The 26,151-nt window shown below is 46.0% G+C and carries 22 protein-coding genes; 17 read left to right on the top strand and 5 right to left on the bottom strand.

The features are described from left to right. The 11 genes from ABEW73_RS33325 to ABEW73_RS33375 all read left to right on the top strand — a co-directional run. Positions 1-769: EndoU domain-containing protein (locus tag ABEW73_RS33325; RefSeq protein ID WP_430173312.1), on the top strand; the 769-nt coding region annotated here is incomplete at its 5' end. A 12-nt stretch (positions 770-781) separates the two neighbouring features. Further along, complete coding sequence (locus ABEW73_RS33330; RefSeq protein ID WP_430173311.1) at positions 782-1,204, top strand: hypothetical protein; 423 nt, start codon at positions 782-784, stop codon at positions 1,202-1,204. 834 nt (positions 1,205-2,038) lie between these two features. Further along, positions 2,039-2,347, top strand: a complete 309-nt coding sequence (locus ABEW73_RS33335; protein ID WP_430173309.1) for a hypothetical protein — start codon at positions 2,039-2,041, stop codon at positions 2,345-2,347. A 69-nt stretch (positions 2,348-2,416) separates the two neighbouring features. Then, complete coding sequence (locus tag ABEW73_RS33340) at positions 2,417-2,947, top strand: hypothetical protein (RefSeq protein WP_430173307.1); 531 nt, start codon at positions 2,417-2,419, stop codon at positions 2,945-2,947. A gap of 71 nt (positions 2,948-3,018) precedes the next feature. Then, complete coding sequence (locus ABEW73_RS33345; RefSeq protein ID WP_430173305.1) at positions 3,019-3,390, top strand: hypothetical protein; 372 nt, start codon at positions 3,019-3,021, stop codon at positions 3,388-3,390. Positions 3,391-3,408: 18 nt separating this feature from the next. Next, positions 3,409-4,113 carry an Imm3 family immunity protein gene (locus ABEW73_RS33350; protein ID WP_430173303.1) on the top strand — a complete coding sequence of 235 codons (705 nt, stop codon included), beginning with the start codon at positions 3,409-3,411 and terminating at the stop codon, positions 4,111-4,113. A gap of 595 nt (positions 4,114-4,708) precedes the next feature. Continuing rightward, complete coding sequence (locus ABEW73_RS33355; RefSeq protein WP_430173301.1) at positions 4,709-5,866, top strand: response regulator; 1,158 nt, start codon at positions 4,709-4,711, stop codon at positions 5,864-5,866. Between the two features lie 169 nt (positions 5,867-6,035). Beyond that, positions 6,036-6,527 (top strand): hypothetical protein, encoded by a 492-nt coding sequence (locus ABEW73_RS33360; protein ID WP_430173299.1) that lies wholly within the window; start codon positions 6,036-6,038, stop codon positions 6,525-6,527. A 133-nt stretch (positions 6,528-6,660) separates the two neighbouring features. Beyond that, positions 6,661-9,813, top strand: a complete 3,153-nt coding sequence (locus tag ABEW73_RS33365; protein ID WP_430173297.1) for a hybrid sensor histidine kinase/response regulator — start codon at positions 6,661-6,663, stop codon at positions 9,811-9,813. A gap of 1,067 nt (positions 9,814-10,880) precedes the next feature. Continuing rightward, positions 10,881-11,801, top strand: a complete 921-nt coding sequence (locus tag ABEW73_RS33370; RefSeq protein ID WP_430173295.1) for an AEC family transporter — start codon at positions 10,881-10,883, stop codon at positions 11,799-11,801. Between the two features lie 120 nt (positions 11,802-11,921). Further along, positions 11,922-12,086 (top strand): hypothetical protein, encoded by a 165-nt coding sequence (locus ABEW73_RS33375; RefSeq protein WP_430173293.1) that lies wholly within the window; start codon positions 11,922-11,924, stop codon positions 12,084-12,086. 139 nt (positions 12,087-12,225) lie between these two features. Here ABEW73_RS33375 and ABEW73_RS33380 read toward each other — a convergent pair whose 3' ends face one another. Then, positions 12,226-13,110 carry an LCP family protein gene (locus ABEW73_RS33380; protein ID WP_430173291.1) on the bottom strand — a complete coding sequence of 295 codons (885 nt, stop codon included), beginning with the start codon at positions 13,108-13,110 and terminating at the stop codon, positions 12,226-12,228. A 430-nt stretch (positions 13,111-13,540) separates the two neighbouring features. Here ABEW73_RS33380 and ABEW73_RS33385 point away from each other — a divergent pair, with 430 nt between their 5' ends. Together ABEW73_RS33385 and ABEW73_RS33390 are read left to right on the top strand one after the other, a co-directional pair. After that, on the top strand, positions 13,541-13,984 hold the full coding sequence (locus ABEW73_RS33385; RefSeq protein WP_430173289.1) for an Rrf2 family transcriptional regulator: 444 nt from the start codon (positions 13,541-13,543) through the stop codon (positions 13,982-13,984). A gap of 226 nt (positions 13,985-14,210) precedes the next feature. After that, a complete protein-coding gene (locus ABEW73_RS33390) occupies positions 14,211-15,065 on the top strand; it encodes a VOC family protein (RefSeq protein ID WP_430173287.1) in 855 nt (284 codons plus the stop codon). 83 nt (positions 15,066-15,148) lie between these two features. Here ABEW73_RS33390 and ABEW73_RS33395 read toward each other — a convergent pair whose 3' ends face one another. After that, positions 15,149-15,664, bottom strand: a complete 516-nt coding sequence (locus ABEW73_RS33395) for a hypothetical protein (RefSeq protein WP_430173285.1) — start codon at positions 15,662-15,664, stop codon at positions 15,149-15,151. Positions 15,665-15,974: 310 nt separating this feature from the next. On the opposite strand from ABEW73_RS33395, the gene ABEW73_RS33400 reads away from it, so the two are divergent. Both ABEW73_RS33400 and ABEW73_RS33405 read left to right on the top strand, forming a co-directional pair. Further along, a complete protein-coding gene (locus tag ABEW73_RS33400) occupies positions 15,975-16,580 on the top strand; it encodes a helix-turn-helix domain-containing protein (RefSeq protein ID WP_430173283.1) in 606 nt (201 codons plus the stop codon). A 24-nt stretch (positions 16,581-16,604) separates the two neighbouring features. Then, a complete protein-coding gene (locus ABEW73_RS33405; RefSeq protein WP_430173281.1) occupies positions 16,605-17,411 on the top strand; it encodes an MBL fold metallo-hydrolase in 807 nt (268 codons plus the stop codon). 93 nt (positions 17,412-17,504) lie between these two features. Here ABEW73_RS33405 and ABEW73_RS33410 read toward each other — a convergent pair whose 3' ends face one another. Both ABEW73_RS33410 and ABEW73_RS33415 read right to left on the bottom strand, forming a co-directional pair. Next, positions 17,505-20,081 carry a rhamnogalacturonan lyase gene (locus ABEW73_RS33410; RefSeq protein WP_430173279.1) on the bottom strand — a complete coding sequence of 859 codons (2,577 nt, stop codon included), beginning with the start codon at positions 20,079-20,081 and terminating at the stop codon, positions 17,505-17,507. Between the two features lie 266 nt (positions 20,082-20,347). Further along, the gene (locus ABEW73_RS33415; protein ID WP_430173277.1) at positions 20,348-22,390 is read right to left on the bottom strand and encodes a serine hydrolase; all 2,043 of its coding nucleotides are present in this window, start codon (positions 22,388-22,390) and stop codon (positions 20,348-20,350) included. Between the two features lie 253 nt (positions 22,391-22,643). Between ABEW73_RS33415 and ABEW73_RS33420 the strand changes: the two genes are divergently transcribed. Continuing rightward, positions 22,644-23,225 carry a sensor domain-containing protein gene (locus ABEW73_RS33420; protein ID WP_430173275.1) on the top strand — a complete coding sequence of 194 codons (582 nt, stop codon included), beginning with the start codon at positions 22,644-22,646 and terminating at the stop codon, positions 23,223-23,225. A 55-nt stretch (positions 23,226-23,280) separates the two neighbouring features. Then, complete coding sequence (locus ABEW73_RS33425) at positions 23,281-25,113, top strand: response regulator (RefSeq protein WP_430173273.1); 1,833 nt, start codon at positions 23,281-23,283, stop codon at positions 25,111-25,113. Between the two features lie 77 nt (positions 25,114-25,190). Here ABEW73_RS33425 and speD read toward each other — a convergent pair whose 3' ends face one another. Next, positions 25,191-26,006, bottom strand: coding sequence for an adenosylmethionine decarboxylase (speD, locus tag ABEW73_RS33430; RefSeq protein WP_430173271.1), 816 nt, complete (start codon positions 26,004-26,006; stop codon positions 25,191-25,193). Between the last annotated feature and the right edge of the window lie 145 nt (positions 26,007-26,151).

Here is a 26,151-nt window from a genome sequence, read left to right on the forward strand (position 1 = left end):
TGTGACAGGGTTAATGCTAGGGGCGGTGGATCTAGCAATACTTGGGAAAACGTTGCTTAAAAGGGGGAAAACAGCAGCTAACACCAAGTACATGAATGGGATTGACCAGATATCTACACCTAAGACTCGCTTTAAACGTGGGCAAGATAGAAGACAGAAAGAAATGGCAATGCGAGTTCGGCAAGCCGTTGAAGAGAGCAGAGCTATTAGAAGAGCTTCTAAAGATAAGAGAGATTTATATTTCAAGAAAGAGAAGGAATTATATGAAGCTTTAAAGAAAAAGAAAACAAGTTCAAGTGGATCATTTGAGGGGACGGGTAAAACTAGTGAATCTTACTTATCACCAGAGATGGAGCAAAAAATATTAGGGGGAGAGAGAATACCAGGTAAAAATGGAGTTAGAGGAGGGCATTCGCCTAATGTGGTGAATAATGCAAATCCTAATTATGCAGTAGAAGTTCTCAGACAGAATCCAGATGGCACTAACTTTGTTCAATTTTATCATCAGTTTCCAGATGGAACTCTCGCAAAACTTAAAAAAAGCACAGTATTTCCTGATTCATGGAGCGATGAGAAAATTATAAGCTCTATAAAAAAAATTAGCGATACGCCACCAGTTGGAAGTCGTACTTCAGATGGGGTAACTACAACTTTGCATAGCGGTACTGTAGATGGTGTTGAAATAGATGTTATTAAAGAAGGTAATAACATTACTGCTGGATATCCAGTGGGAGGTAAACCAACGCCCGGATTTGAACCAATAAATTAGTGGAGGTAAGTCATGAAATATGAAGAATTTGATAAATTAATAACTGAAATGTCTGGAGAAAATGCTTCAGATGATTATTGGTATGATGTTGGAGTAAATGATGCGATGAACCTATTGGGGAAATTCTCCGATATAGATTGGGAATTGCTTGGAAAAAATATAATGGATAAGTCGTTAGATTGGCAAAAAAGAGTAGTATATTGCTTTGAAGATGAAGGTGATGCAAGAGAAATAAATATAATATTATCACTTATTGAAACAACAGACAAAGAACTATTTGAAATGTGTATTGATTCTCTAAGATTTTTAATTAATGATACTAATAAAGATTGTATAATAAATAATAATGAGCTTATGGAGAGATTAGGAAGAATGGCAACGATTGATGATATCTCAGGTAGAATAAGTACGGAGTTTCTTAATAAATTACAATAGAGATGATAATATATGAGTTGTTAAATTTTAATAACAATAGGCTGCCAAACTTGTTATTTTCAATATTAACCCATAGTTGTATTTATTAACAATTCTTCATGTAACGAAACCTTTATGAACAGAGATTTCTATAATTGTTTGAATGAAATAGTCGTGGTGTTTATTGAAGAATATGGAGCAGAAAGACCAAGTGTATTTAGAAGATAAAGGTCTATTTTAAATTTGTGAAAATTCCACACTGGGTTAAGGTAAACCAATTAATCAAGAAAGCGAAAAATAGGTAGGTTTACAAAGTGAGAACAAGATCATACAATACAACCAACAAACCAAACACTACAATTCAAACAAATGATAAACATTCAAAGCTCTTTCCACTTGAACCTTGAGTAGGAAAGGGCTTTTTTACATGCTCAAAATCAGGGAGAAACATGACAATGGCAAAACGGGAGCCTCCAAAAATATTGGTCTTAGTTTGGATGAATGACCACTTTTTACGATGATAAGAATAAGCTTATCCTCAGGTACGAAGAAAACGGACTTGAAAAAGGCTTAGTCATTGATGTTCTTGGCGATTTTGTAGGGGGCAGCTGATTCTGCGAAGATACCTCGAACAGAACCGGAATGGGATGAGTATTTCCGTTCAAAATATGGCGATAAGAATGTGGACTGGAAAACTAGTTCAGAGTACAAGCTATATGGTGACAAATATTCCTTATACACCTAAAATCAGGCCAAATGCAACAATTACGAAGCCTTCGTTACCTAGGGGTGGGAAACCAGAAGGAGATTATGCTAAAGCTACAGGTAAAGATACTCGAGGAATAGAAAGACAAAATGAAGCCGTCAATGTGCTGGTGGAAAATGGATATCGCACCAATAATGCCTGACGAAGTCCTCAATGGAAATGGTTTTGGTGGAAACGGCTATGGAATTAATCCTGATAAAAGTCCGGACTTCATAATAGATCGGCAGGTGTTTGATTGTTATGCTCCTGAATCAACTAATCTAATGAATATACTTAAAATGTTCAGAGATAAAACTACGGATCAAGCAAGAAGAATAGTGTTAAATTTGAATGATTATCCTATAGAAAAAAGAGCTAAACTTATTGAATTTATATTAAGTCAACTCACAAGGATTTAAAACATTTAAATGAACTATTAGTCATTGAAGGTCGTCAAGTAATTAGATCGTACTGGAGGTATGAGTAAAATGGATTATTCGTTAAGTATTGGTTCTAATTTGCCTAAAAAAGAAGAATTGGAGAAATTGCTCTACAATATGTTATGCGAAGTATTATTTGTAGAATTAATTAATTATGAGGCAGAGGTATGGGATCGAACTGGTACTCAACGCGTAAGTGTCGGCTGCACATATTTTTCAATGAGCATTAATTTAGATGATGAAGATGATTATATAGAGCGTTATCGGAAGGCAAATCTCGAAGCGTATGGTGTAGATACGAATGTTTTTATTAGTATTCAATTTATAACGCGTACATTTGATTTAGGATGGGTAAAGCTACTTGAAATAATCGGAAAAATATTGAATATGAATGACCGGGATTTGATTTTAGAGGATGATTCCACATATCCATTACTGAAAAGAATTAAAGGGTCTTTACTTATCAACAGTAATTTGGATGAATATCGAACATGGTATATGACTAAAGAAAATCTAGAACTACTGAATTATCCTTATCAAGAAGAAGATTTTTTAAAAGATAGCGAGCACGAAAAGTAGTTTCTTTTTCTTAGTTAACAACAAATGCTGAGCTTATTAACAGCTTATTTCTACTTAATTGTTAGGTAGGAATGAGCTTCTTTATTATTTCTGGATCCATGTTGTGCAAGTTTAATGATCATATCCGCTGTTATATTTCAACGACCATGTCGGAGGAACAAGCAGATATATGCTTAAGAAATGGTACATACCGAGATAGCTTGCTTATTCGTAAATCTACCGAGCAGGGGAATGAGTACCTGTTCGCAGGTGGAATCTCCAATATCGATATTCAGGTGGAAGATGGCATTCCACATGTAACTAGAGAAACTACACAAGCAGATAGAGAACTTGTCGAATCTCTAAGGAAAAAATATATTACTGGGGAGAAAAGGAATGTTGCGGCGGCAACAGGAAAAATAGATGCTGATGAGATAGATTTAGAAGACGCTATCAAAAAATAAAAGCTAAGGAGGGAAAGTATGTCTTGGAATTATCAAGAATTAATAGATTCATTTACTAAAGAGTGTGAAGAATATAAAAATATGTACCATCAGAGTCATTATGAGGCAGTTTCTCAAGCCTTTGATGAGAATTACAGCGAACAATATTCAAATGATATGGAGAAAGCAATTATTTGGGTTATAGCTTCTGAGTTGAGAATACAACAACCTAGAATGTATAAGGTTGCTAAGGAGAAATACATCTCAAATCTTAAGTCAATAAATTTTGAGAAAGTAAAAGAATATATCAAGAAAGGTCAAATAAGTGAGGAAGAATTTAATGAACTTTATTCTCGAAGAAATAGGGTATTGGTGGAGCTTGAAAAATTGCCCGTTGATCTTTGTACAAAAGCCAGATGGTTCTATAAAGAGATCGTAAATACAGTCAATAATTACTTTATGGAATCTGAAAATATTGATGATTCTATTACTTATGTGATCAAAAGTTTTAAAAGAGAGTTTAGAAACAAAGCATGCGCCAAAAAAATCGTGTACACAACAATAGCTGAGAATTTAATACGACAAGACGTAAAAGTTCCCGATTACATCATAAATGAGATCAAAGATGGTTACTTTGATAATTCCCAGTTTGAATTGATTGAAGAAGAGAGTTTGGATTTGTCCAGAAGAATTGATAATGTCCTTGAAGAACTTAAAGGGAAAGATATATTCCCTAGAACATAATATTTTATGATGAAAAAAGCTAAGAATGGATCCTTTTAAAATATATTTTGTTCGATGAGATAAAGAATTTATGAACAAATCCTGATCATTTTTTCGCGCTCTGCACAATTTTAGTGATACTAATAGTCATGAGTACGGTACAGGAGTCCTCTTTGTTCAATTTTCTACCTACCATGAACCTTGGGAAGAATACTACATTGGAGAAAATATAGTAAGCTTTATTCGTGAACCTCCATCTGGTGTTTATAAATTATAATGAGTTTTTTAGTTATGTAGTACTATATAGTAAGAAATACGTAAAAGAGCATCCTGAAGATCAGAAAAGAGTAGGGAATTATTTTAAAAGGAATCAAAAATAGATTGGGTTTGGATACTATCAATTAGGAATAAGACTTATAAGACAACCCAAAGGAAGCGTTAAATAGAGAACAGTTACAATCAGTATCGTAAATATAGCCTGTGGTTTGCCCGGTGAAGCTTGTTAAGCTGCGAAAGTTGAGAATTTTGTAAAACATGCTTTCGCTTGTTGCAACAATGCGAAGGAATCAATATAGTTAAATGTGACCGTATTTTTCCAATCCAAGGAGTAATATGAATGAAGGTAATTCTCGTAGATGACGAACCGTTGGCCTTGAAGTATTTAGAACGTCAACTGTTAAAACTGGATACCATGTCTATAGATGTAATCGGTACATATACGAATCCCTTTGAAGGGCGAGACGAAATTCTTACTAGGGACGTCGATATCGTGTTCTTGGATATCAGCTTGCCGGAATTGAACGGCATTGAGCTGGCAGAGCAGCTGCTTGAGCAGAAGCCTCATCTCTGTATTGTATTTGTGACGGGGTACCACGAATATGCAGTCACTGCCTTTGAATTGAATGCCGTAGACTATATTGTTAAACCTGTCCAGCTTGATCGAGTCGCCAAAACGATGGAGCGTTTGCGAAGCCGCATTGCGTCCAGACCGGAAGAGGTCATGGAGTCCAATCGTAACATTCGGATGACGATGTTCCGCCAGGTTATGATCGAGCAGCCAAATGAGCAGGGGCAATTCGCGCTGCTTCATTGGCGGACAACCCGGGCTCAGGAGATATTTATTTATCTGCTCCAGCATAGAGGACAGCTTGTACGAAAGTCGGCATTGATCGATATGTTATGGCCGGAGTTTGACATGGATAAAGCCTATCCGCAGCTTTACACGGCTATTTATCATATCCGAAAAACATTGGAGCCCTATGATACCCGCTTCCAAATCACCAACACGACAGAAGGCTACGTGCTGAATATGGAAGGCATCGAGCTGGACATTGAGGAGTGGGAGAATTGGTTCAAATTAAACCCCTCCGTGTCGGCTGAATTGATTGAGCGACATATTGAAATGATGAAGTTGTATACAGGGGATTACCTGCAGGAATATGACTACTGGTGGGCAGAAGGAGAGCGTCAAAGGCTGAAGGAGTTGTGGCTTAGCGTTTCTTTAGCCATGGCGGATTGGTATGTGGATCAGGAACGCATCGATGAAGCCATATTATGCTACTTCTCGATCCAGAGGCAGCATCACCTGGAGGAAAAGGCTTATTTTTCGTTGATGAAAATATATGCTTTGCAGGATAATCCGGCTCAGGTGCACCGTCAATTCAGTCTTCTGTGTCAGGTGTTAGAAGATGAGATGGGTGAGGAGCCAAGTCCTTACATTGTGAAATGGTACGACGAATGGAGCAATGGCATCCAAGTCCCCAATATGAAATAGAGGAAATAGCCAAACACGCATTCGATATGAAATCACCGGTTGTTCGTCCGGTGATTTTTTGTATCTTGTTGCCCGATTTTATGGTTCTCCCGTGTTGTTCAGAAATTGTAGAGGACGGTCTCCTATACTGTGGAGTGAACCACAACAATCGGGAGGTACATGATCGGTTATGAAATTCATTCGGAAATTTAAGGAATCTTCGCTGCATAAGGCCATGGGATTGGAGCTTGGAACGTTTCGGGAGATCGAGCTTGATGCGGAGAAGAACCTCCAGCATTGCAGAGGCTTCTATGTTCACTTCAACGGCAAGCGGATTGGCATCGTTGCCACTGATGAGGGTCCGGTATTTCTGTGTGGTCAGGAAAAGTACTTGCTGGATGAGCATACCGTTCATTTTTTGTTGCAAAAAAATGCCGAGGTTAACACATTTATTTTTATGTGGGACGGGGGAGTGAAACTCCAAATTCCTTATTTGCGGTCCTTAATCGAGTACAACGGAAAATGGGTGGATGATTCGATTTTCGACTTTTTTTCATGGATCTATGAAGCATCCGGGAGAAAAAGATTCTACTCTTACTATACGGTGAAGTATGTATCCGCTGCGGAATTATGTCCGCACCAGCCGTTGCAGCGCTCGGGCAAGACATTATTATTTGTATAGCGGTCTGACCCGACCCGTTTATTTATTGGACTTTATGGAAAAGGAACAGACAACAGCTCCGTAACGATGTAAAATAATGGACAGTTGTGTAGTGTTGTTAATTTTTACAATTTGTTATAAGGGACTGTTATCATTGTCGACCTATTCCAACACGAAATCGAAACCGATCTCCGGCAGAAGGCTGCTGGGGATTACTTTTCTGTTTATTGTCATCTTACTCTCCGTGCGGCTGGCGTATTTTAAAACCATCATGATCCCTGAGGAAGTTCCGTTTCAGCAAGGTCTGCTGGATCTTCGGGATTGGCAGGCGGATGACCGCAATACGGTTGCGCTGAACGGGGAATGGGCCTTTTATCCGAATCAATGGATGGGTCCGGATAGATGGTCTCAAGGGGAGCGACAGTCTGCCGCCGATCCGAGCTGGATACAGGTTCCCGCTCCATGGGAAGGCGTAAACGAGAACGGGAACCCAATGGGCTTTGGTACCTATCGTCTCAAGCTGCTCGTACCGGAACGTAACGTAACCTACGGCCTCTGGATCACTGATATCCGCACAGCCTATCGTTTGTATGTAAATGGCGAGTTATTGTACGAATCCGGACATCCCTCTGATGTGCAGGAGACCCATGTGGCAAGAAACGTACCCCATGTCGAACTCATCCCCCCGGCTGCCGGGAATGAGTTGGATATCGTCCTGGAAGTGAGCAATTATCAATATGCTGATTCAGGCGGGATCAAGCTGCCGATCAAATTCGGGACAGCAGAAGCGGTGATGAAGGGGAAAGCGTTCTCGGAGAACACGCAGCTGCTGGTATGCATTGTGCTATTTCTTCATGTCATGTATGTCTTAATCTTGTATCTAATCGGCTATCGGAGTAAAGGCCTCTTTTATTTTGCGGCTCTTATCCTGTTTACGCTGCTGGCCACGCTGGTTGACGATGATAAGCTCCTGCTTGTTTGGCAGCCTTCGATTAGTTTCGAATGGTCAGTAAAGATTAAGGTTGTTGCTTATGTGGCGATATCATTATGTTTGATTCTGTGTACCAAGCATTTGCTCCGGCCGAGAATCAAAGAAGGATTTTACCGGGCCTATACGATCCTTGTGGTTTTGTATGCCGTTGCCTATTTGATGCTTCCGTTTCATCTGATGGTGCATCTCTCTACTTATTTATCATTCGTATTAATAAGTTCCGTGCTGTTCCTGCCTTCGATTGCCAGGAAGGCGGTCAGCGAACGGACGGAAGCGGCCATATTTATCTTGCTGTCGGCGGTTGCCGTTTCCTGCAACATTATCTTAAGCGGAATTTTAAGGTTCCGGTATTTTAAGGAACTGCCGTATTACCCGATTGATCTGATCGTTGCGTTTCTCGGATTTGCTTCCTTCTGGTTTATCCGGTTTACCCGAAACGCTGTCGTGCTGAGGGAACAGGCAGAGCAGCTGAAGCAGGCGGACAAGATGAAGGATGAATTTTTGGCAAATACATCCCATGAGCTGCGAAATCCGCTGCACGGGATGATTAACATGGCGCAAACGCTGCTGGAACGCAAGGGGAGTTTGCTTCAGCAAGAGGATCGTAACCACCTGGAGTTGATTACCGGCATCGGTAGGCGGATGTCGCTATTGTTGGATGACTTGCTGGATGTTTCATTATTGAAGGAGAAGCGGATCCGGCTGAATGTGCAGAGCATTCATCTCGGTTCGGCTGCTCAAGGCGTGCTGGACATGCTCCTTCCGATGGCGGAGGGCAAGCGAATCGAGCTCGTATGCGAGATCGAGGATGATTTTCCCAAGGTATGGGCAGATGAAAGCCGCTTGGTTCAGATTGTATTCAATCTGATACACAACGCAATCAAATATACGGAGTCAGGCCGGATCGCGGTGACTGCCGACGTTGTTGAGGGAAGGGCCTGCGTCCACGTTCTTGATACGGGGATAGGGATGGACGAAGAGACATTAAGACGGATATTCCTCCCCTACGAGCAGGGAGACTCCAGCTTTGCCGCAGCGGGAGGCGGGTTGGGGCTTGGACTCAGCATCTGCAAGCAGCTGGTTGAGCTGCATGGAGGGGAGCTCTCCGTGTCATCCGCTCCGGGACAGGGAAGTTCCTTTACATTCACGCTGAAAGTGGACGATATGATGAGGCAGGAGAAGACGGATAAACAGGAGTTTATGGCCGACTCCCCGGCTTCAAATTCAGAGAAAGAGAAGGAGAGGCTATCTAACATGTCAGATAAACACGAACAGGATGAGGCCGAATCCGAGACTAAGAAGCTTTCTCGTCAAACCGATGGCAGGCTGCTCATCGTAGATGACGATCCGGTTAACCTAAAAGTTATCCATCATTTGCTTGAAGACGAAGGGTATCAGATCGTGACCGTTACCCGGGCTGAGGAAGCCCTTCAATTATTGGAGCGGGGAGAATGGGATCTCATCATATCGGATGTGATGATGCCCCAGATGTCAGGATATGAATTGTCCAGGACGATTCGGCAGAGGTATATGATATCGGAGCTTCCGATTCTGCTGCTGACAGCAAGAAATCGGCCTGAGGATATTCATATGGGCTTCATTTCCGGAGCTAACGATTATTTAATCAAACCGGTGGATCATCTGGAATTAAAAACAAGGGTACGCGCACTGCTTGAGCTGAAGCGCTCCATTAAAGAACGGCTGCATATGGAAGCAGCTTGGCTCCAGGCTCAAATTCAGCCGCATTTTCTGCACAATACGTTAAATTCGATCGCATCTCTCAGTGAGATTGACCCTTCACGGATGATTGCGCTGATTGGTGAATTCAGCCACTATCTGAGAGCCAGCTATGATATCAGCAACTTGGAGCGTTTTATCCCGCTGGAGCAGGAGCTGGGCTTGGTTCGCTCATACCTGTATATCGAGGGGGAGCGGTTTGGGGAACGATTGCGTGTCCGTTGGCATATTTCCGAGGAAGTCGCTGTTCAGCAGTGGAAGCTTCCCCCATTGACCATGCAGACGATTGTGGAGAATGCGGTCGTTCACGGCGTATTGGCGCGAACCCAGGGAGGGACCGTAACCATCCGCATTGTAAGTGAAGCTGAATCCGCCAAGGTCATTATCGCGGATGATGGTGCCGGGATGGATCCCGAGAAGCTCCGCCTGATGCTGGGGAGCGGACAGCGTACCGGTAAGGGAGTCGGCCTTATGAACACGGATCGGCGTTTGAAGCAAGTCTATGGGCAAGGGCTCATGATTGACAGCACAAGAGGCAGAGGAACCACCGTGTCGTTTGTCATCAGGAAGATGGCATAATGAAAGCCTGTGCCTATTAGACCTATAGTCTTTAAATCTTGGACGAATGCTTAAGGTATGGGTTAGGATGTAGAGATAATGATCCATTACACTACTGCTTTGGGAAGAAACGGAGACGAAGCTTGTTGATGCCAAAAATAATGCTTACGTAACCGAATGCCGGTCTTGAATCAGGATCAACCGCCGCTCTTTGTTACCCATGAATATACACCATGCTCCCATAAGAGCTGGAAATGGCAATACGGAATCAATAATGTAAACGTCGGACAATTGATGTGCAATATGCACTGATGTTAGGCATTATGCACGGATGATGGGCAAGATACACGGAGGAAAGGCAATGTGCACTGATCCTACGCGGACAGGAGGTTCGCTATTTACCAACAAATGTACCAAATTTAAGGCTTTGCGGACACCTAATCCGTTATTCTCGGCTTTTCCCTGTTTTTTGCCTTGATATGCCGGCAATAGCGGAACAGGTGTCCGCTTGACCTTATGTTTAGCACCTTTGCTTGCAAATAGCGGAATCACGGTCCACACGGAGTTGGTCTAATGACGATACACTGTGCACGTTGCTCCCTATACGGACAGGAGGTTCGCTATTTACCAAAAACCGTGCTCAATTCAAGGCTTTGCGGACACCTAATCCGTTATTCTCGGCTTTTCCCTGTTTTTTGCCTTAATATGCCGGCAATAGCGGACCAGGTGTCCGCTTAACCTTATGTTTAGCAGCTTTGTTTGCAAATAGCGGAATCATGGTCCACACGGAGTTGGTCTAATGACAGTACACCGTGCGCACTGCTTCCTGTGCGCAGGGTGTACGGTCAGGGGCATGCTTGAATGCCTAGGCTGTCGACCATATGACAAAGAAGACATCTCTCGAAGCAACGTAAAGATCAACGGAAAATGGGTGGTACACGTTTCTGACGATTATAAATCCTTCAGAGGATATCTAGTTTCCCCAAGTGAAAATATTTGATGATGTATGGCTCAACCAACGGGATACGTTAGTTGAAATGACAACAGCGGCGGACCAAGACTTTTTACTTTGCATAAAGGTGGACCTCATGATCTCTTCTTTCTTGGCTACGATTTATAGCGTATTCCTACCCATATCGCTCCCCGTCATTGGCGGAGCGCTGCTCAAGCGGTTCAAGGGTATTGAAACCAAGGGTCTTTCGGCCCTGTCATTATATGTGCTGAGCCCGGCTCTGATCTTCGAGACGCTGGAGAAGGCTTCGATTACCTCGAATGAGGTCGCGGTAACGGTTGCGTTTTGCTTGTTGAATGTGATCGCCCTTTGGGCGCTCAGTGCCTTCGCCGGTAAAATGCTGGGCTTGTCCCAGACAGAGAAGTCGGGCCTCGCCTTGACCACGATTTTTACCAACAGCGTGAATTACGGGCTTCCCCTCGTCCTGCTTGCATTCGGGCAAGCAGGGCTGGATAAAGCATCGGTGTATGTCATCGTGCAGATTATCATTATGAATACATTAGGGGTGTACCTGGCAGCGAGATCTCATTTTTCGGCTGTGAAGGCGATCAAATCGGTGTTTACTCTCCCCTCGGTCTATGCGGCGGCCCTGGCCGTACTCTTCCGGATGACGGACTTTCAGCTTCCAGACGGGTTGAATACTGGCGTTTCCATGCTGTCCGCGGCTTATGCGCCTCTGGCTTTGGTCATACTGGGCGCCCAGATGGTTGGGGTTCGGGAGGGCGGAGCTTCTGCCGTCTCAAAGCGTGGATTCTGGTCGGGCATGGCGATGCGAATGCTGGTGGGCCCGTTGGTGGCCTGGGGATTGCTCGCGATTTTATCCATTGAGGGAACATTGTTTGCGGTTATCCTGATTTTGTCGGCGATGCCTGCAGCTGTGAACGCGGTAATCCTTGCTGAACAATACGATGCCGCGCCCAAGCTGGTATCCAGGTGCATTCTGTGGACCACGCTGGCTTCCTTTATCGTTCTGCCTGCGATGATCGGCTTTTTCTAAGCTTGCCATCTCTTAATCTGTAGATTGGTTCAAACCCAAGACGTGTGTGTAAAGAGTAGTAAGCGTCAAGAGATAACCGTCATCTGCAACTAAAGAATCGGATGGAGGTGGGTGGAGACTATGAGCAGGCAGCGTGACCGAGACGTGGAGATTGAGACCCGCAATATCGAGGAGCGTAACGACTCCAGCAGGGTAGCATCTACGTTAATTAAGTATCTTGCTTATCTGATTATCTTCTTTGGATTCTTGTATTTCCTTATCAAATACGTATTTCCGATGTTCTAATTGGAGCAGATGATATTCGTTAAAAAAGCCTCTTTTTCGTGGTACGCGAAAGAGAGGCTTTTTTATCAGGATCGGATTTTTTTTTTATCAAGCTTCATCTTCTAGTCAGGCGATTCACCTAACCTGGGGCGATCCGTTTTTACTTCGCACCTGGGATCATCAAATCTTCCAGTTTGGTCTCTTCATCAGACCAGTTGGCGAGCAGTTCCTGAATATACTGGACGTCCGAGTCGTCAGGATCATAAAAGTAATCGCCGCGAATCACCAAATCTTTTCCCTTCAGCATGTAATTCTCAAATGTAGGTGGGGAGTCGTTAAAAAATAGGTTTTCGCCCAGATTGAGAATGAAATCGGAGTTTAAGTCCATGGTAAGATTGCTGCCTCCGATACGAATCAACTCTGGAATCTTGGTTATATTTTTCAGTTCAAATACCCGATCCATTAAGGAACTGAGGAATATGCGCTGGCGCATGGTGCGGTTGAAATCCGAATCTTCCCGGTACCTAACATAATTTAATGCCTCTGTTCCATCGTAAATCGGCTTGTTAGGCTCGATCCGCAATTTGATATGATTGGCGCTCTTGTTCTCGATGACTTTATCGATGGGGAGTTTAATCCCATCCAATGCATTGACGATATCCGTTAATCCGTAGAAATTGATGGCTGCATAATAATCGACAGGGTGCTGAAACAGATGCTCAACCGTATCAATGGCCATTTTCGCGCCGCCGTGGGCGTAAGCTGAGTTGATTCTGGAGGTGACTCCCCTGCCGATGACGTCGGTGTAGGTATCCCTGGGAATGGAGATGAGCAATATTTTATTAAGGTCGGGTCGGATGACTGAATAGATGATCGTGTCGGAGCGGGCAGGCTCGTCCTTGCGTTGATCAACGCCCAGAAGCAAGACTGAGAATGGCTTTGTTGCCTCCGCAACAGGCTTGGGCGAATCAGGATCTCCAACAGGTTTGTAGGACTTGTCCAGCGTATGTTTGATATCTTTCGCGAAAAAAACATGAAACGCCATCCAGGACAATTCCTTTCTGAAAATATAGCCTAGTCCGCCTAAGAGAATCAGTATAGATAAGGATATTCCTATCCATTTTTTGAGTTTGATACGGCGTTTAGGTTTTCGAGGACGTCGGATAGAATACGTTTCGTTTCGATTTTGGCTGGGATCCATGGATTTCCTCCTTGAATGTTTTGGATCATGTAGAGATGCCTGGATTATGTTTAAATAGGGTGATTTTACCAATACATGTTGTGATAATTATAGTGAAAAGCTAAGAAAAATCAACATAAAATTACATTATATTCCATATGTATTTGGGATTTATATATCCAATACCTGATTTTGGCTCGAGTGACGGCTGCCTCTCCGTTGACTTTAGGGTCTAATGTAACTATGATGGTTACATGCTAGTCATCTGAAGATTTGGTCCGTCAGGAGGGGTCACATGAACATAAGCAGCCGATTTGCAGTGGCCATTCATATTCTCTCCGTGCTGGAGATGAATAAGGCTGGCGTCAGCACCTCAGATTATATCGCGGAGAGTGTGAACACGAATCCGGTGGTCATCCGGCGTATTGTAGGCATGTTGAGCAAAGCGGGTCTGGTCGAGGTTAAGCCTGGCGTAGCGGGAGCGAAGCTGGCAAAGCATCCGTCCGAGATTACACTGCTGGATATTTATCATGCCGTTCATGTCGTGCAGGAGGATTCCCTGTTTGGCATTCATGGGAATTCGGACGCAAAATGTCCTGTTGGCAAACATATTCAAACGGCGATTGTTCCGGTTTTTTCAGCCGCCCAGAAGGCCATGGAGAACACGCTGCATGAGGTGAATCTGGAAGAAATCGTCCGGAAAATCTATGCCTCTGCGAATGGAACATCAAGTGAATAAGCGAAAATCACACGCTCGATCCTTATGCAGGATGGGCGTTTTCTTTTGATTAACCGTTGGAGACTCTTCGGTTCACATGTAAATTACTGGATTTGACAATGGAGGAACCCTGTAACTATAATGATTACAAGTAAGGTGTAACTGATTTGATTACAAGTTTAGCCTGTCGTAGACCTGAATATATTTTATGAAAAAAACAAACAACAACATTCTAAGGAGTGAGAATATGACTGCCATTATACATCCATCCACAAAGCTTGGACCCGTATCTCTTCGTATTAGCAATCTGGCACAATCCGTACGCTTTTATACGGAAGTCGTTGGTTTGAAAATGCTTCGCCAGCATGGCCGTGTTGCCGAATTGACGGCAGACGGCAACCAGCCGCTGCTGATTATAGAGGAGATTCAAGATCTGGTAAAACCGCAGACCCGGACGGCAGGTCTGTACCATTTTGCAATCCTGGTTCCGAATCGGGAATCGCTCGGGCTTGCGCTTGCTAATCTGATCGCGCATAACATTCCTGTCGGTCAAGGCGATCATTTGGTCAGCGAAGCATTGTATATTAATGATCCGGACGGAAATGGCATCGAGATTTATGCCGACCGACCAAGGGATACATGGAAGCGTGATGCCAAAGGGGAATATGTGATGACCACAGATCCTGTTGATGTAGAGGGACTGCTGGCTCTCTCCAAGGACAAGGAATGGTATGGACTTCCTGATGGGACCGTTATCGGGCATGTACATTTCCATGTGTCCAACCTGGACGATGCCCGCGTATTTTATTGCGATGTTCTGGGTTTTGAGCTGACAGCCCATTATGGCGGCGCTGCGTTGTTTATATCCGCAGGAGGATACCATCACCATATCGGGCTCAATGTTTGGGCAGGACTCGGTGTACCAAACACTCCACGGAGTGCTGCGGGAATGGAAGATTATACGATTGAGCTTCCGAGCCATGAGGAGCTTGAGGCGGTAACCGGCCGTATCCGTGAGGCGGGGCTGCGCCTGGAGCAGCGCGATGGCGTCTGGGCCGTTCAAGATCCCTCGGACATCTGGATCCGGTTGGTTGTTGCTTAATATAATATAAGTCGAAGAAGCCTGTCCGCTATGATAGCGGGCAGGCTTCTTTACTGGATATCACCGTATCTTTATCCGGGAGGCTATAATTCTTCTAATGCTCCCAGCGTACGAAGCATGAACTCCAAGATATTCGGGATATCTCCCATCTGTTCTTCGTTGATCCTACGGGGAAAGCGCAGCTCGATCGTGTTGTGAAGCGGTACCGGATCATCGCTGTAGGCGTACCGGATCGTTTGCAGCGGCGGAAGCTCCGGATTCCATATCTCCTTCATGATTTGGGCGATAGCCGGACACGCTATGGAAGCATCAACGATGTTTATATGAAAGCGGAGCTTCAGCTCGCAGGCTGGCTGACCTTCCGGAATTTCCAAGATCTCGGCTGCCAAATCCCGAAGCCCGGTCTCCAGGCAAATTTCGGCTGAAGTTGTGGATGGCGCAGTCAGCTCGAACCGGAGGCTAAAACTTCTGGACAACGTCGCCATATCCAGGAGATCCTTCCGATCGGTAACACGAATGATTTCATCGAGGTTGTCGAGATCATAGACCGCATTCTCGATGCCAACTTTTAAATTTTCGAATATCGTCGGGTCAAACATGAGGCACATCCTTTGAACATCATAATGTCGTACATACGAATGTGGTTACTATATCATAATTCAGCTGCTTAAGGGGAACATGCTTATGGTGTTATAAGCCGGGACCTCTTAGCGTGATTTCTTCCTTCTATAACAGTATTACCTAATCGCATCATCATTGTTGACTGCGCTCGGTTTTTTAATTTGCGTAGAAGTGAAAAATCGTAGGTGCAGCATGATTGACCTGCCGGTAAAAATCATGATAGGATGAAAAACGAATAACAGTAAAAATAATTTTACCGGTAAAATGTACGGAGGTGTTAAAAATAAAATGACAGATGTCTATAAAATTAAAACCCATGAACAGCTCAAAGCGATTGCCGATCCACTGCGCACCAAGATCCTGATGAATCTCGTGAAGGATGCCTACACCGGGCAGCAGCTAGCCGAGATACTGGACATTACGCGGAATAATATTTACTTTCATCTGAAGGAGCTGGAGAAGCACGGGATCATTCATGTGGTCCGGAAGGAAGAGAAGAACGGTATCGTGCAGAAATACTATCGCGCCGTCGCAAGCCGCTTCATACCGGAGGATCATTTGCTGCCAAGCCTGGATTTAGTGGAAACGTCCAGACAGGTATTTATGGAGACACTCGATGTTACCCGGACGAAAATCGAGAGCGCACCGGCTTCTTCTTTTGCATTGGACAGCGCGAGCGAACAACATCGAAAAAACATTGCAGGAACTTACCGCTTTCATGCAACAAAAGAGAGCTTCCATGCTTTTGTGGACGAGTTCAAGCAGCTTATGAATAAACACTTCACGATAGAGACGGCCGAAACAGGCCATATGCCTGTGTCCGCAGAAGAGAAAAATTACTATATGTCGTTAATTGCATTTCAAGATGATCAGGAGGATATCACCATTCGATAATCCTTGATGGGGGAGTAATTACATATGGAGAATCATCAATATAATGTCGTTATCGATGATGCATGGTTTACCGTATCGCAGCTGGATGAGACCACATTCGCGATCAGTGAATACGGACATTGGGAGAAGGTGCATTCGTTTCTGTTGATAGGAAGCGAGCGTGCCGCATTGATCGATACGGGACTTGGCATCGACAACATGAGGCGGATGACGGATCAGTTGACGGATTTGCCTATTATGGTGCTAACCACGCATGTTCACGCGGATCATATCGGCAGTCATGGGCAGTACGGAGAAATCTATGTGCATGAGGCGGAGGAGGACTGGCTCGTCAGCGGGATTAAGAAGCTTTCCATTGACCAAATCCGCAAGGACATATCACGCGATATCACGAGGCCGGTCCCGGCCTCCTTCGATCCGGCAACCTATACCCCTTATCAGGGGCAGCCGACCGGTATTCTCCGAGATCAAGATGTCATCGAGCTGGGCGGGCGAAGTTTGGTCATTTACCACACACCGGGCCATTCTCCCGGACATATCGCGGTATTTGATATACACCGAGGTTATTTGTTCACAGGGGATTTGTTGTATGATGAGACGCCGGTATATGCCTTTTATCCAACGACAAGTCCGGAGGATCTCGTAAACTCGCTGGAGCGGATAGCGAATATCGATGGCGTAAAGCGCATCTATGGTTCTCACAATACGCTTGGACTGGATCCGGCATTGCTGGCCGTGGTGAAAGAGGCGGTTCAGAAGCTGCGGAAAAAAGACCTTGTCCGATTTGGAACGGGCATTCACCGGTTCAACGGATTTTCGGTTCAATTTTAATAGCGCCATTATAAGAAAAGCCGCCTGCCGATCAGAAGTAATCTGGATCTGGCCGGCGGCTTTTTCGCAAATACGATTCTCTCAGGTGATAAACTACTTCCACATGTTGATGAGCATTTCAGCGTGGTACGACAAATTCATCCAGGCTCTATCCGATATGGCCCACGGTTTCTTATTCTCCCCTAGCTGAGAAACGAATGAATGTAGAAACTTCAGCGCTTGTTCCCTGGAGCCCTTGCTCATGTGATGGTCTGCTTGTTTCAAGGAGCTGGTTAACTGGGACAGCAGCGGGTTAGACAGCTCCCCTGCGCGGGCATACTCGCCCACCAGATCATCCAGCACATTCAGCATTCCGGGTGATTGATAGACGGGGACGGGAACTGCTGAGAAGTCCGTGTCGGATGCAAAATAAAAGCCGGTGTAAGAGGGCTGGTTATAGGTTGTATTTTGTCTGGCCACCTCCGCCCTATACTGTGGATCATGCATGAGCGTATAGAGCTTTCGGTCGGTGACCTCGGTGCTCAGGTAGATTCGGAGTGCCGAGCTGTCCGCGGTCCGGACCACCAGTTCTTCTCTCCAATCTCCGAAAATATCGGCAACAAGGGCAGGATTCCCCTTCGTTCCGTTATTGGTGCGCGTGCCTTCAGCAATAAGTAGCGTCCCTTTGCGCCAGCTTTCGATCACCGGTGTCTGATCCAAGTTACCACTCACGATCTGGGTGGTCATATCCGCAGCCCATTTGATGTTCATGTTCGTGCCTGGCATAACCGTAGAGAGCTGTGTTCCATCTGCAGACCACGTGCCGACGGCCCAGGTTTCGAGCCCACGCTGATCGGGATCAATATCACCGACCATGCCGCGTCCGGTATCTTTTCCGGTATAACCGCCATAGAGGAGCTCGCCTGTAGCAGCATCCCGGAGAGAATAACCGTAGGGAGCGTAGGCACCTCCTTCATGAACCATAAAGATTTCCAGACCCGGCTGATCCGGATCGATATCCGTCACATGCATGGCATCCCCGTGTCCAAGGCGGGCGATCGCGCCGGGGTCCGCGCTTTCAGGAGGGAGCACATCCATGGAGCTGTACAGCAGCGTGCCGTCGTGATCAATCGTTGCAGAGCCATAGACGATTTCCTGTTTACCGTCTCCATCGACGTCAGCCGCGCTTAAAGAGTGAGCTCCTTGCGTCGTTAGTGTACCGAATGCTGCATCGGTCCCGTCCAGGCCATGCGGACTGTCGTTAAACGGATTGGTCATCGGCGTCCAGCCGCTATCTACATACCAGTGCTCGCTTAAATGCCGTCCATCCCACTTGTAGGAAACGAGTGTGGATCGGGTGTAATAACCCCGGGCGAATACCGCATAGGGTTGTTCCCCGTCAAGGTAAGCCACGGCTGCGAGGAAGCGATCCACGCGATTGCCGGGTTCAATCCGGGCCATGGCGTAATCGCCCCACATGAGACCATCGTCGTGCCTGCCGGGTTTATACCGGATCGTCTCCAGCTCTTTACCGGTCGCGCCTTCAAATACACTGAGATACTCCGGACCATCCACGATGAACCCTTCGAATGCCCGGAGGTTATTGCGGGCGCTTCGCTGCGGCGCATAGGTGTCCATGAAATAATCAACCAGGCTTTCGGCATCGGTACGGGATAACGGATAGCTGTATTGATTCTCGATACCGAGACTTTCTTCGAGCGTAGCCGGCCATCGGCCGCTGACGACCTCTTCATGCTGATGCCAATTCATGAACATGCTTACCATGTGCTCATAGAAGCCGGTTTTACTCAGCCGGTAATCGTCCTGATTGGAATACCCGGCCTTCATATCCTCGGGAAGCAGGGTAATGTATCGCTGAGAGATCACGTTGCCGGCCGAATCATAACGAAGAATTTTGGTGCCGGGAGCTGTTTTGAGCATCATTTCCGCTTTGCCGTCGCCGTCAAAGTCATACACCATGAACTGCGTATAGTGGGCACCGGAACGGATGTTGATGCCGAGATCGATCCGGTACAGCAGGGTGCCCTCCAGGGTGTAACAGTCAATGTACGTGCTGCCGGTATATCCGATCTGGGAGACATCCTTGGAGTTGGAGGGATCCCATTTCACAAAAAACTCATATTGTCCGTTGCCATCCACATCCCCGATGCTGGCGTCATTGGCAGAGTAAGTATAATGTTCCCCGGCCGGGGTGACTCCGTCATCCGGCTTTTTCAGTTTCAGATCGTAATAGGGGGAAGACCAGGGGGCAGAGATTGAGCTCTGATGGACTTCTTTCCCATTGACGACGGCGGATACGTAATAAGTAGACGATTTTGTGCCGGTCGGATCCAGGTAATTGGTGCTGTTTTCGACAACAGCAATTTTGGTGCCGTCCCGGTATACATGAAAGGTCGGGCCCGTCAATCCTTGATCACCATATCCGGTTACTTCTCCGGCAAGCAAGCGCCAGCTTAGGAAGATGCCCTCCGAAGTGGAGGCGGATACAATCCCCCTATCCAAATACTCCAATTGAACGCGGCTGGCTTTCGTATTTGCCTTCTGCGCAGGGCCTTCTGCTTCATGTAAAGGTGCGGCAAAACCTCCGCTGCTTGCTGTGATCGTCATGGGGAATACAAGAGCTGCTGCCAGCAGCTTGCGGATCAAGCCGATTTTACTTCCATTCTTCATGTACAGCCACCTTTCCTATTCAGGTCCTGGATGCTTACGTACAGCATTTCGTATGCGCTTACATTATTGAGAGAAGATCCTCCTTCCTGGATGGAATATGAAGCGATTGGAAAATCACTTTCATTGTATGGGAACATCAGAGGATGACAACATAAAGAAAACAGGCCATTTGATTTAAAAAACAGAGTTTATTTCGAATTTCCTACATAAAAACAGAAGGTCAAAAAACCTTGCACCCAAGGGTACAAGGCCTAATGACCCCTAATTTATTTCGAGGCTAGCGGAAGGGCGTAGTAGTTAAAGGCTTTGTCCAGCAGCGCGCAGGCCTCTTGACGAAGCAGCAGCTGCTTGGAACGGAAATGGACGGAGCCGTCTTTTTGGATACGGGTGTCCGGATCAACGACTCCACTTCCGATCAGCGCTTGAATAGCTTCTACGGCCCACGGATCTGTTGAATCCGTTATGGTAACCCTGGTATCCACTTGCAGTTGTTTTAGATTTTGGATCATCACGGCGGCGACTTGTCTCGTAAGAGGTTCCGAACGATTATACCCGGGAATGCCTTTGATCATCTGCTGTCGATTCGCATCGGCCATGCCAGGGAACATGTCCCAACCATGGGAGCGGATCAGCAGGTCAGCGAATTGTCCCTGGGTCATGGTTCCTTGAGGATCAAAGCGGTTTCCTCCTATCCCCTGAATCAAGCCCAAGGTATGCAGATTATCAATGTGAGTTCGATACTTACTGCTGGCAGGTACGTCGGCAAAAGGAGAGGCAACCTCCATTTTCTGTGATTCCGCTACGACACCGAGCCCGATTTGGCTGGTGTAGTAAAAATATTGAATCTGTCCGTTTGCTCCCTTTTTGAAGGTGACCTTGTTTCCCAGCTCGTCCTGGAACAGCAAGTCGTTGATTTTCTTAAGGGCGTGTTTCCCCGTCGTGGAATCCTCCATCGTAAGGTGTCCCTTCTCATACGCAAACCGAGTTCGAATACTAAAAGCTCGGGTATTTTGATAAAGGCCGGTATAGGACTTGGCTTCCTCTTTGTTTAATTCTATAAACACAGGCTGCTGACTTGGTGCCGTTTCCGGAAAGTAATGATCCATGAACTCATCGTATATTTCCAAGCTCATGTTGGTGTCGTTATTATAGGACATATAAATGCCCGTGTTCTTCTCCGGAATCAACACCATCAAGGAGGAGTGTCCCGGCATATTGCCGCCTTTCAATACCACATGGTGTCCATTCATCAATTCTTTGTAATAGCCTTCGAAGCCAACGGTGGCAATAGGGACAGAAGGCTCGGCGTAAGTTTGATAGGTATGCATCTGCTTCAAGCTTTGCGGACTTACGAGCTGTCTATCGCCATATTCCCCATTCTGCAGCTGCATGAGTAGATAATTTGCCATGTCCTCACCCGTTGATAAAATGCTCCCCTGCGGGCCATCGGTGGGTGCGTGACCATACAGTGGTTGAAACTCCCCGGCTGGACTGTAGTGGGAGGCCATTCGCGCAAGCAGGTCAGGTGTGAATCGAACACTTGTGGATTTCATCCCCAAAGGCTCAAAAATATTCTTCTTCATGTATTGGTCAAAACGCATGCCGCTCATATTCTCCACTGCATACCCGGCGAGCAAGAATCCGAAATTATCGTACACGTAGGCTTCCCCCGGCGGACGGACCACGGTGGGCATATGTTTCTCCAGAAAATCCCTGGTTGGAATGTCCTGCTCCACGTATTCCGGCGATGTATAGGTTGTAATGTCAGGCATATCCACGCCGCTGGTGTAGGTTAGTAAGTCGAACATGGTGAGCGGCTTTCCTGTTTGATTCGGAATTTTCAGTCCTCCCAAGTATTCTTCGATATTATGATTCAGATTGATTTTTCCTTGATCTACCAGCTGCATCGCGGCCAACGCCGTGAATGTTTTGCTAATGGAAGCAATTTGAAATACGGTTTGCGAGTCAACGGGAGTTTGCTGCTCTTTATCGGCATAACCATATCCCTTATTGACAAGCACCTTGCCATCTTTGACGACGACAAAGTTGGACCCGACAACATTGAACTTCTTCATCTTGTCGGCAAACAGCGGGTCCGCGAATTTCAACAATTCCTGTGTATCGGTAGGTCCGCTGTGGATGTTGGCGGATAACGCGGAGGCTGAGGAAACCATAGCCGCAAGTTTAGTCGAATCTGAAGCCGCAGCTCTGGGTAGGAGAGGTCCATTTCCCATTAATGTGGCAGCTGTTAATGCCCCCGTAGATACAAGCAGAAATGCCGTTTTCACTTTTTGATTATTCCATTTCATCGATATCATACTCCTTCAGTGATGTGATTGGATAAGGTCATCCCATGCTTCATTCCGGCAATCTAAAATGATGGAGCAGGACGGCTTGATCCCTCACAGTATCGCAAGTGGTGTGTCATAACGGCCAGTAACATTCGGTCACTTCTTTGAGAAGGCGTGTCATATGACATTTTGGCACTGTTGCACATGACAACGAATGCAGTAGGATACAGGAATATCAAGGTCATGAAGACCTGAAAGGAGTCTAAAATCTATGAGGAAATGGTTGAGGGAGTACCTGTTGAACTTTTGTTTTTTGATGCTGACGTTTGGAACCGGGGTGTTTTATTTTTGTTACTATCTTGTGGGCCTTTTTTTTGGCTTCGGCATGAGTTTCACCCTGATCGGGATACCGATTCTTACCTTTGTTATGCGAACGTCACGGACCTTCATGAATTATGATCGGATCCAGACGAAGTTCTATACGGACATAACGATCGAGCCTGTCATGAAGAGAACATCATCCGGCTCCTTCTGGAGTCAGGCTAAGGTGGAACTGGTGGACATCCGAAATTGGAAAGCCGTATCGGTACTCATGCTGAAGTTTATCGTTGGCATCGTTAGTTTGTTCAGTGCCGTTATATTCTTTATCGTTCCCATTCTATGGATATTGGCCCCATGTATCAGTTCCTTTGCGGATATCAACGTAGGGCCTATTCGCATCGATACCTTGCCCAAGTCCCTGCTTATGATGGGAGTCGGCGTTCTGTTTGCTTATGCAGGGTCATGGGCTGCTAAGGGAGCGGCGAGATGGAGCGGCCGGTACACGCAGTGGATGTTTTCGGTTTGGAGGTAGACACACTGTGGGGGCCATGTCATATTAGGAAGGAACCGCCAAGGAACTGCAGGGAGTGAAAGCTTTGTTTGATATCGTGAAACAATGGAAGTGGTACGACTGGGCCATGCTCTTTATTCGCATGATGGGCTGCATCTCTCTGATCATAAAGTTTGTGGAGGTCCGGAACCAGTTTACCGTATCGTTATGGATCGTCGTCATGTGGGAAATGGCAGCTTTCTCGATACCCTGGCTGTGTCTGCTTCTGAACCATAAAGCATATTTGATAACGGAGTTCCTGTTATCGGGGGGGATCGCCGTTTATTTAACTTGGTTATTCCCGGGGGCTTACTTGTCGTTTATCATTCCGGCTTTTCTGATGGCAGCGAACAGCTATGGAACTACGTATAGATGGACAGGCCCCCTTGCGGCTATCTTGGTTCCAATACTGATCAAGCTGTACGCCCCATCAACGGATTTGATGCTGATGATGGAGCATGTCGCCTTTGCGTTTGCGTTAGGATTTGCCTTTCATCTGTTGATGGCCAACTATCGCCAGAATGAAATCATTCGAACACATAATACGATATTAGAGCAGTATTTATCTCAGGTCGAACGAGTCACGCTGTTGGAAGAACGGGAACGCGTGTCCAAGGAGTTGCATGATACGATGGGCCATACGTATACGTCGGTCATTATGGGCTTGGAATCGCTTCGTTCTACGGAAACAGATTCAACTGCTCAGCGTAAGCTGTCCAATCTGCTGGAGCTGACGCGGAGAAGTCTGGATGAGGTCAGAGGGTATTTGCATGAGCTGGATTCACCGCGAGAGCAGCTTCCCCTGGTGCAGTCATTGAGACAGGTAACGGAGGATTTCGAGCGCAACACCGGGGTAAAGGTAGGGCTTAGAGTGCTTGGTGAAGAGTACCCGGTATCCCGGCAGGCCCAAATGACCTTCTATCGTTGTCTTCAGGAGTCTCTAACGAATAGTGCACGTCATGGTAATGCGACGAAGATTGATGCTATGCTTCAATTCGAATTGCAGCAAACCCGGCTTGAAATTCTGGATAACGGTAATGGAACCGGGCAAATCCAGGAAGGTTTCGGTTTAAGTGCCATGAAGGAAAGGGCCTATCGCCTTCAAGGCCAAGTTTCGATTTATTCGACTCCCGAGGCAGGAACCGTTGTGACCTGCAGCTTGCCTAGAATTTCGGAGCCTGCGGATGAAGTCATCCGACTTTTATTGGTGGATAATGAACCTTTTATCACGGAGAGTCTCGGCATCATCCTGGAATCGGAGAAGGATCTTGAGGTGGTAGGATGTGCCGAACATGGGGAACAAGCCTTGGACTTGTGTGAGAAGCTTAACCCCCAGGTGGTGCTGATGGATCTGGAGATGCCCGTGATGGATGGCATTACAGCGACGAAATGGATCAAACAACGTTGGCCGTCAGTGAAGGTTATCATATTCACCACATTTGAGCAGAGGTCCAAAGCTGCCGAAGCCATGCGAGGCGGAGCGGACGGTTACTTGCTGAAGTCGATGGAGCCGCGTGAACTTGCCGAGAACATTCGCATCGTGTATCGAGGTGGAACTTTGATGAATCCGGTGATTTCGGCGAAGCTCTTCGATGGGGAAGCGGGCGGTTTCATGAAGGAAGAGAATGGCACTGCATCCGTAACCGATGCCGATCCAGCGTCGTCTCCACTTCTGAAGTTATATGAACTGACACCAAGGGAAATTGAGATTCTGAAGTATCTCTCCCAAGGCATGCGGTACAAGGCGATTGCGATGAAATTGTATCTCTCAGACGGGACCGTACGGAATTATGCTTCAACCTTGTATGCCAAGCTGGGCGTCCGTAATCGGGACGAAGCGATCGAAATTGCAAATCAGGCCGGACTCTAAGAGCCCGGCCTGATTTCGGATTCATTCATATTGCTTGCATCGAAGACGTTTGATGGCATCACATCTGGAGCCCATCATCAGTAACTGCGGTCCATGTTTTTACCGTAATAGATTTCGTCCATCTCGAGTTTGATGCGCTCGGTTATTTTCTGCTGCTCGGCTTCGGATAGCTTATCCTTCGTGTAACCGAACAGATAATTGTCCAGGTCAAACTGCTTCAGCTTGCACTTTGTGTGGAAGATGTTTTCCTTGTATACGTTGACGTCAATCATATCGAACAAATCCTTGGCTTCGTCCGGGATATAGTTCTGAATGGAGCTGATCTCATGGTCGATAAACAGCTTGTGCCCGTGAATATCTCTAGTGAAGCCCCGAATTTTATAATCGATCGTCATAATATCCGTATCAAAGGAGTGGATCAGGTAATTTAGGGCTTTCAGCGGTGAAATCTCCCCGCAGGTCGATACGTCGATATCGGCCCGGAAGGTGCTGATTCCCTCATCGGGATGGAATTCCGGATACGTATGGACGGTAATGTGGCTCTTGTCGAGCTGCAGGATGACGTTATCCGGCAGCGGACCCGGTGATTCGTCATAGGATTCCTCCGGAACCTCTACGATAGGGCCCTCGGATACAAGCACCGTTACACTGGCGCCTTGCGGGATATAATCCTGCTTGGCAATGTTCAGGACATGGGCTCCGATGATTTCGGCGACATGGCTCAATATTTTTGTGAGTCGATCCGCGTTATATTGTTCATCAATATATTCCAAGTACGCTTCCCGTTCTTCCCGGGTCTTTGTATAGCAGACATCGTACATATTAAAGCTGAGCGCTTTCGTCAAGTTGTTGAACCCGTGCAGGGTAACGCGTTCTTCTGGTGTTATATCCATATGAATTTCCCCTTGTGTAGTTAATATATCAGTTCAAGTACCTATTATTTCCGAAACCGGTGATTCCTAATCTGCCCATGCGTCGCCTTCCGGTTAACATTAATATGTTCTTACCCGCAACAGCTTCAACATTAACAGATGCAGG

Origin of the sequence: Paenibacillus lautus (genome assembly GCF_050482385.1) — a bacterium.
GTDB lineage: Bacteria > Bacillota > Bacilli > Paenibacillales > Paenibacillaceae > Paenibacillus_AQ > Paenibacillus_AQ lautus_B.

Coding starts and splice junctions, on each gene's coding strand:
- ABEW73_RS33380 (WP_430173291.1), bottom strand. CDS start 13,110: ATGGCGTTTCATGTTTTTTTCGCGAAAGATATCAAACATACGCTGGAC.
- ABEW73_RS33395 (WP_430173285.1), bottom strand. CDS start 15,664: ATGTTTGACCCGACGATATTCGAAAATTTAAAAGTTGGCATCGAGAAT.
- ABEW73_RS33345 (WP_430173305.1), top strand. CDS start 3,019: ATGAGCTTCTTTATTATTTCTGGATCCATGTTGTGCAAGTTTAATGAT.
- ABEW73_RS33350 (WP_430173303.1), top strand. CDS start 3,409: ATGTCTTGGAATTATCAAGAATTAATAGATTCATTTACTAAAGAGTGT.
- ABEW73_RS33360 (WP_430173299.1), top strand. CDS start 6,036: ATGAAATTCATTCGGAAATTTAAGGAATCTTCGCTGCATAAGGCCATG.
- ABEW73_RS33405 (WP_430173281.1), top strand. CDS start 16,605: ATGGAGAATCATCAATATAATGTCGTTATCGATGATGCATGGTTTACC.
- ABEW73_RS33385 (WP_430173289.1), top strand. CDS start 13,541: ATGAACATAAGCAGCCGATTTGCAGTGGCCATTCATATTCTCTCCGTG.
- ABEW73_RS33330 (WP_430173311.1), top strand. CDS start 782: ATGAAATATGAAGAATTTGATAAATTAATAACTGAAATGTCTGGAGAA.
- ABEW73_RS33375 (WP_430173293.1), top strand. CDS start 11,922: ATGAGCAGGCAGCGTGACCGAGACGTGGAGATTGAGACCCGCAATATC.
- ABEW73_RS33370 (WP_430173295.1), top strand. CDS start 10,881: ATGATCTCTTCTTTCTTGGCTACGATTTATAGCGTATTCCTACCCATA.
- ABEW73_RS33340 (WP_430173307.1), top strand. CDS start 2,417: ATGGATTATTCGTTAAGTATTGGTTCTAATTTGCCTAAAAAAGAAGAA.
- ABEW73_RS33390 (WP_430173287.1), top strand. CDS start 14,211: ATGACTGCCATTATACATCCATCCACAAAGCTTGGACCCGTATCTCTT.
- ABEW73_RS33355 (WP_430173301.1), top strand. CDS start 4,709: ATGAAGGTAATTCTCGTAGATGACGAACCGTTGGCCTTGAAGTATTTA.
- ABEW73_RS33410 (WP_430173279.1), bottom strand. CDS start 20,081: ATGAAGAATGGAAGTAAAATCGGCTTGATCCGCAAGCTGCTGGCAGCA.
- ABEW73_RS33335 (WP_430173309.1), top strand. CDS start 2,039: ATGAAGCCGTCAATGTGCTGGTGGAAAATGGATATCGCACCAATAATG.
- ABEW73_RS33415 (WP_430173277.1), bottom strand. CDS start 22,390: ATGAAATGGAATAATCAAAAAGTGAAAACGGCATTTCTGCTTGTATCT.
- speD (WP_430173271.1), bottom strand. CDS start 26,006: ATGGATATAACACCAGAAGAACGCGTTACCCTGCACGGGTTCAACAAC.
- ABEW73_RS33400 (WP_430173283.1), top strand. CDS start 15,975: ATGACAGATGTCTATAAAATTAAAACCCATGAACAGCTCAAAGCGATT.
- ABEW73_RS33420 (WP_430173275.1), top strand. CDS start 22,644: ATGAGGAAATGGTTGAGGGAGTACCTGTTGAACTTTTGTTTTTTGATG.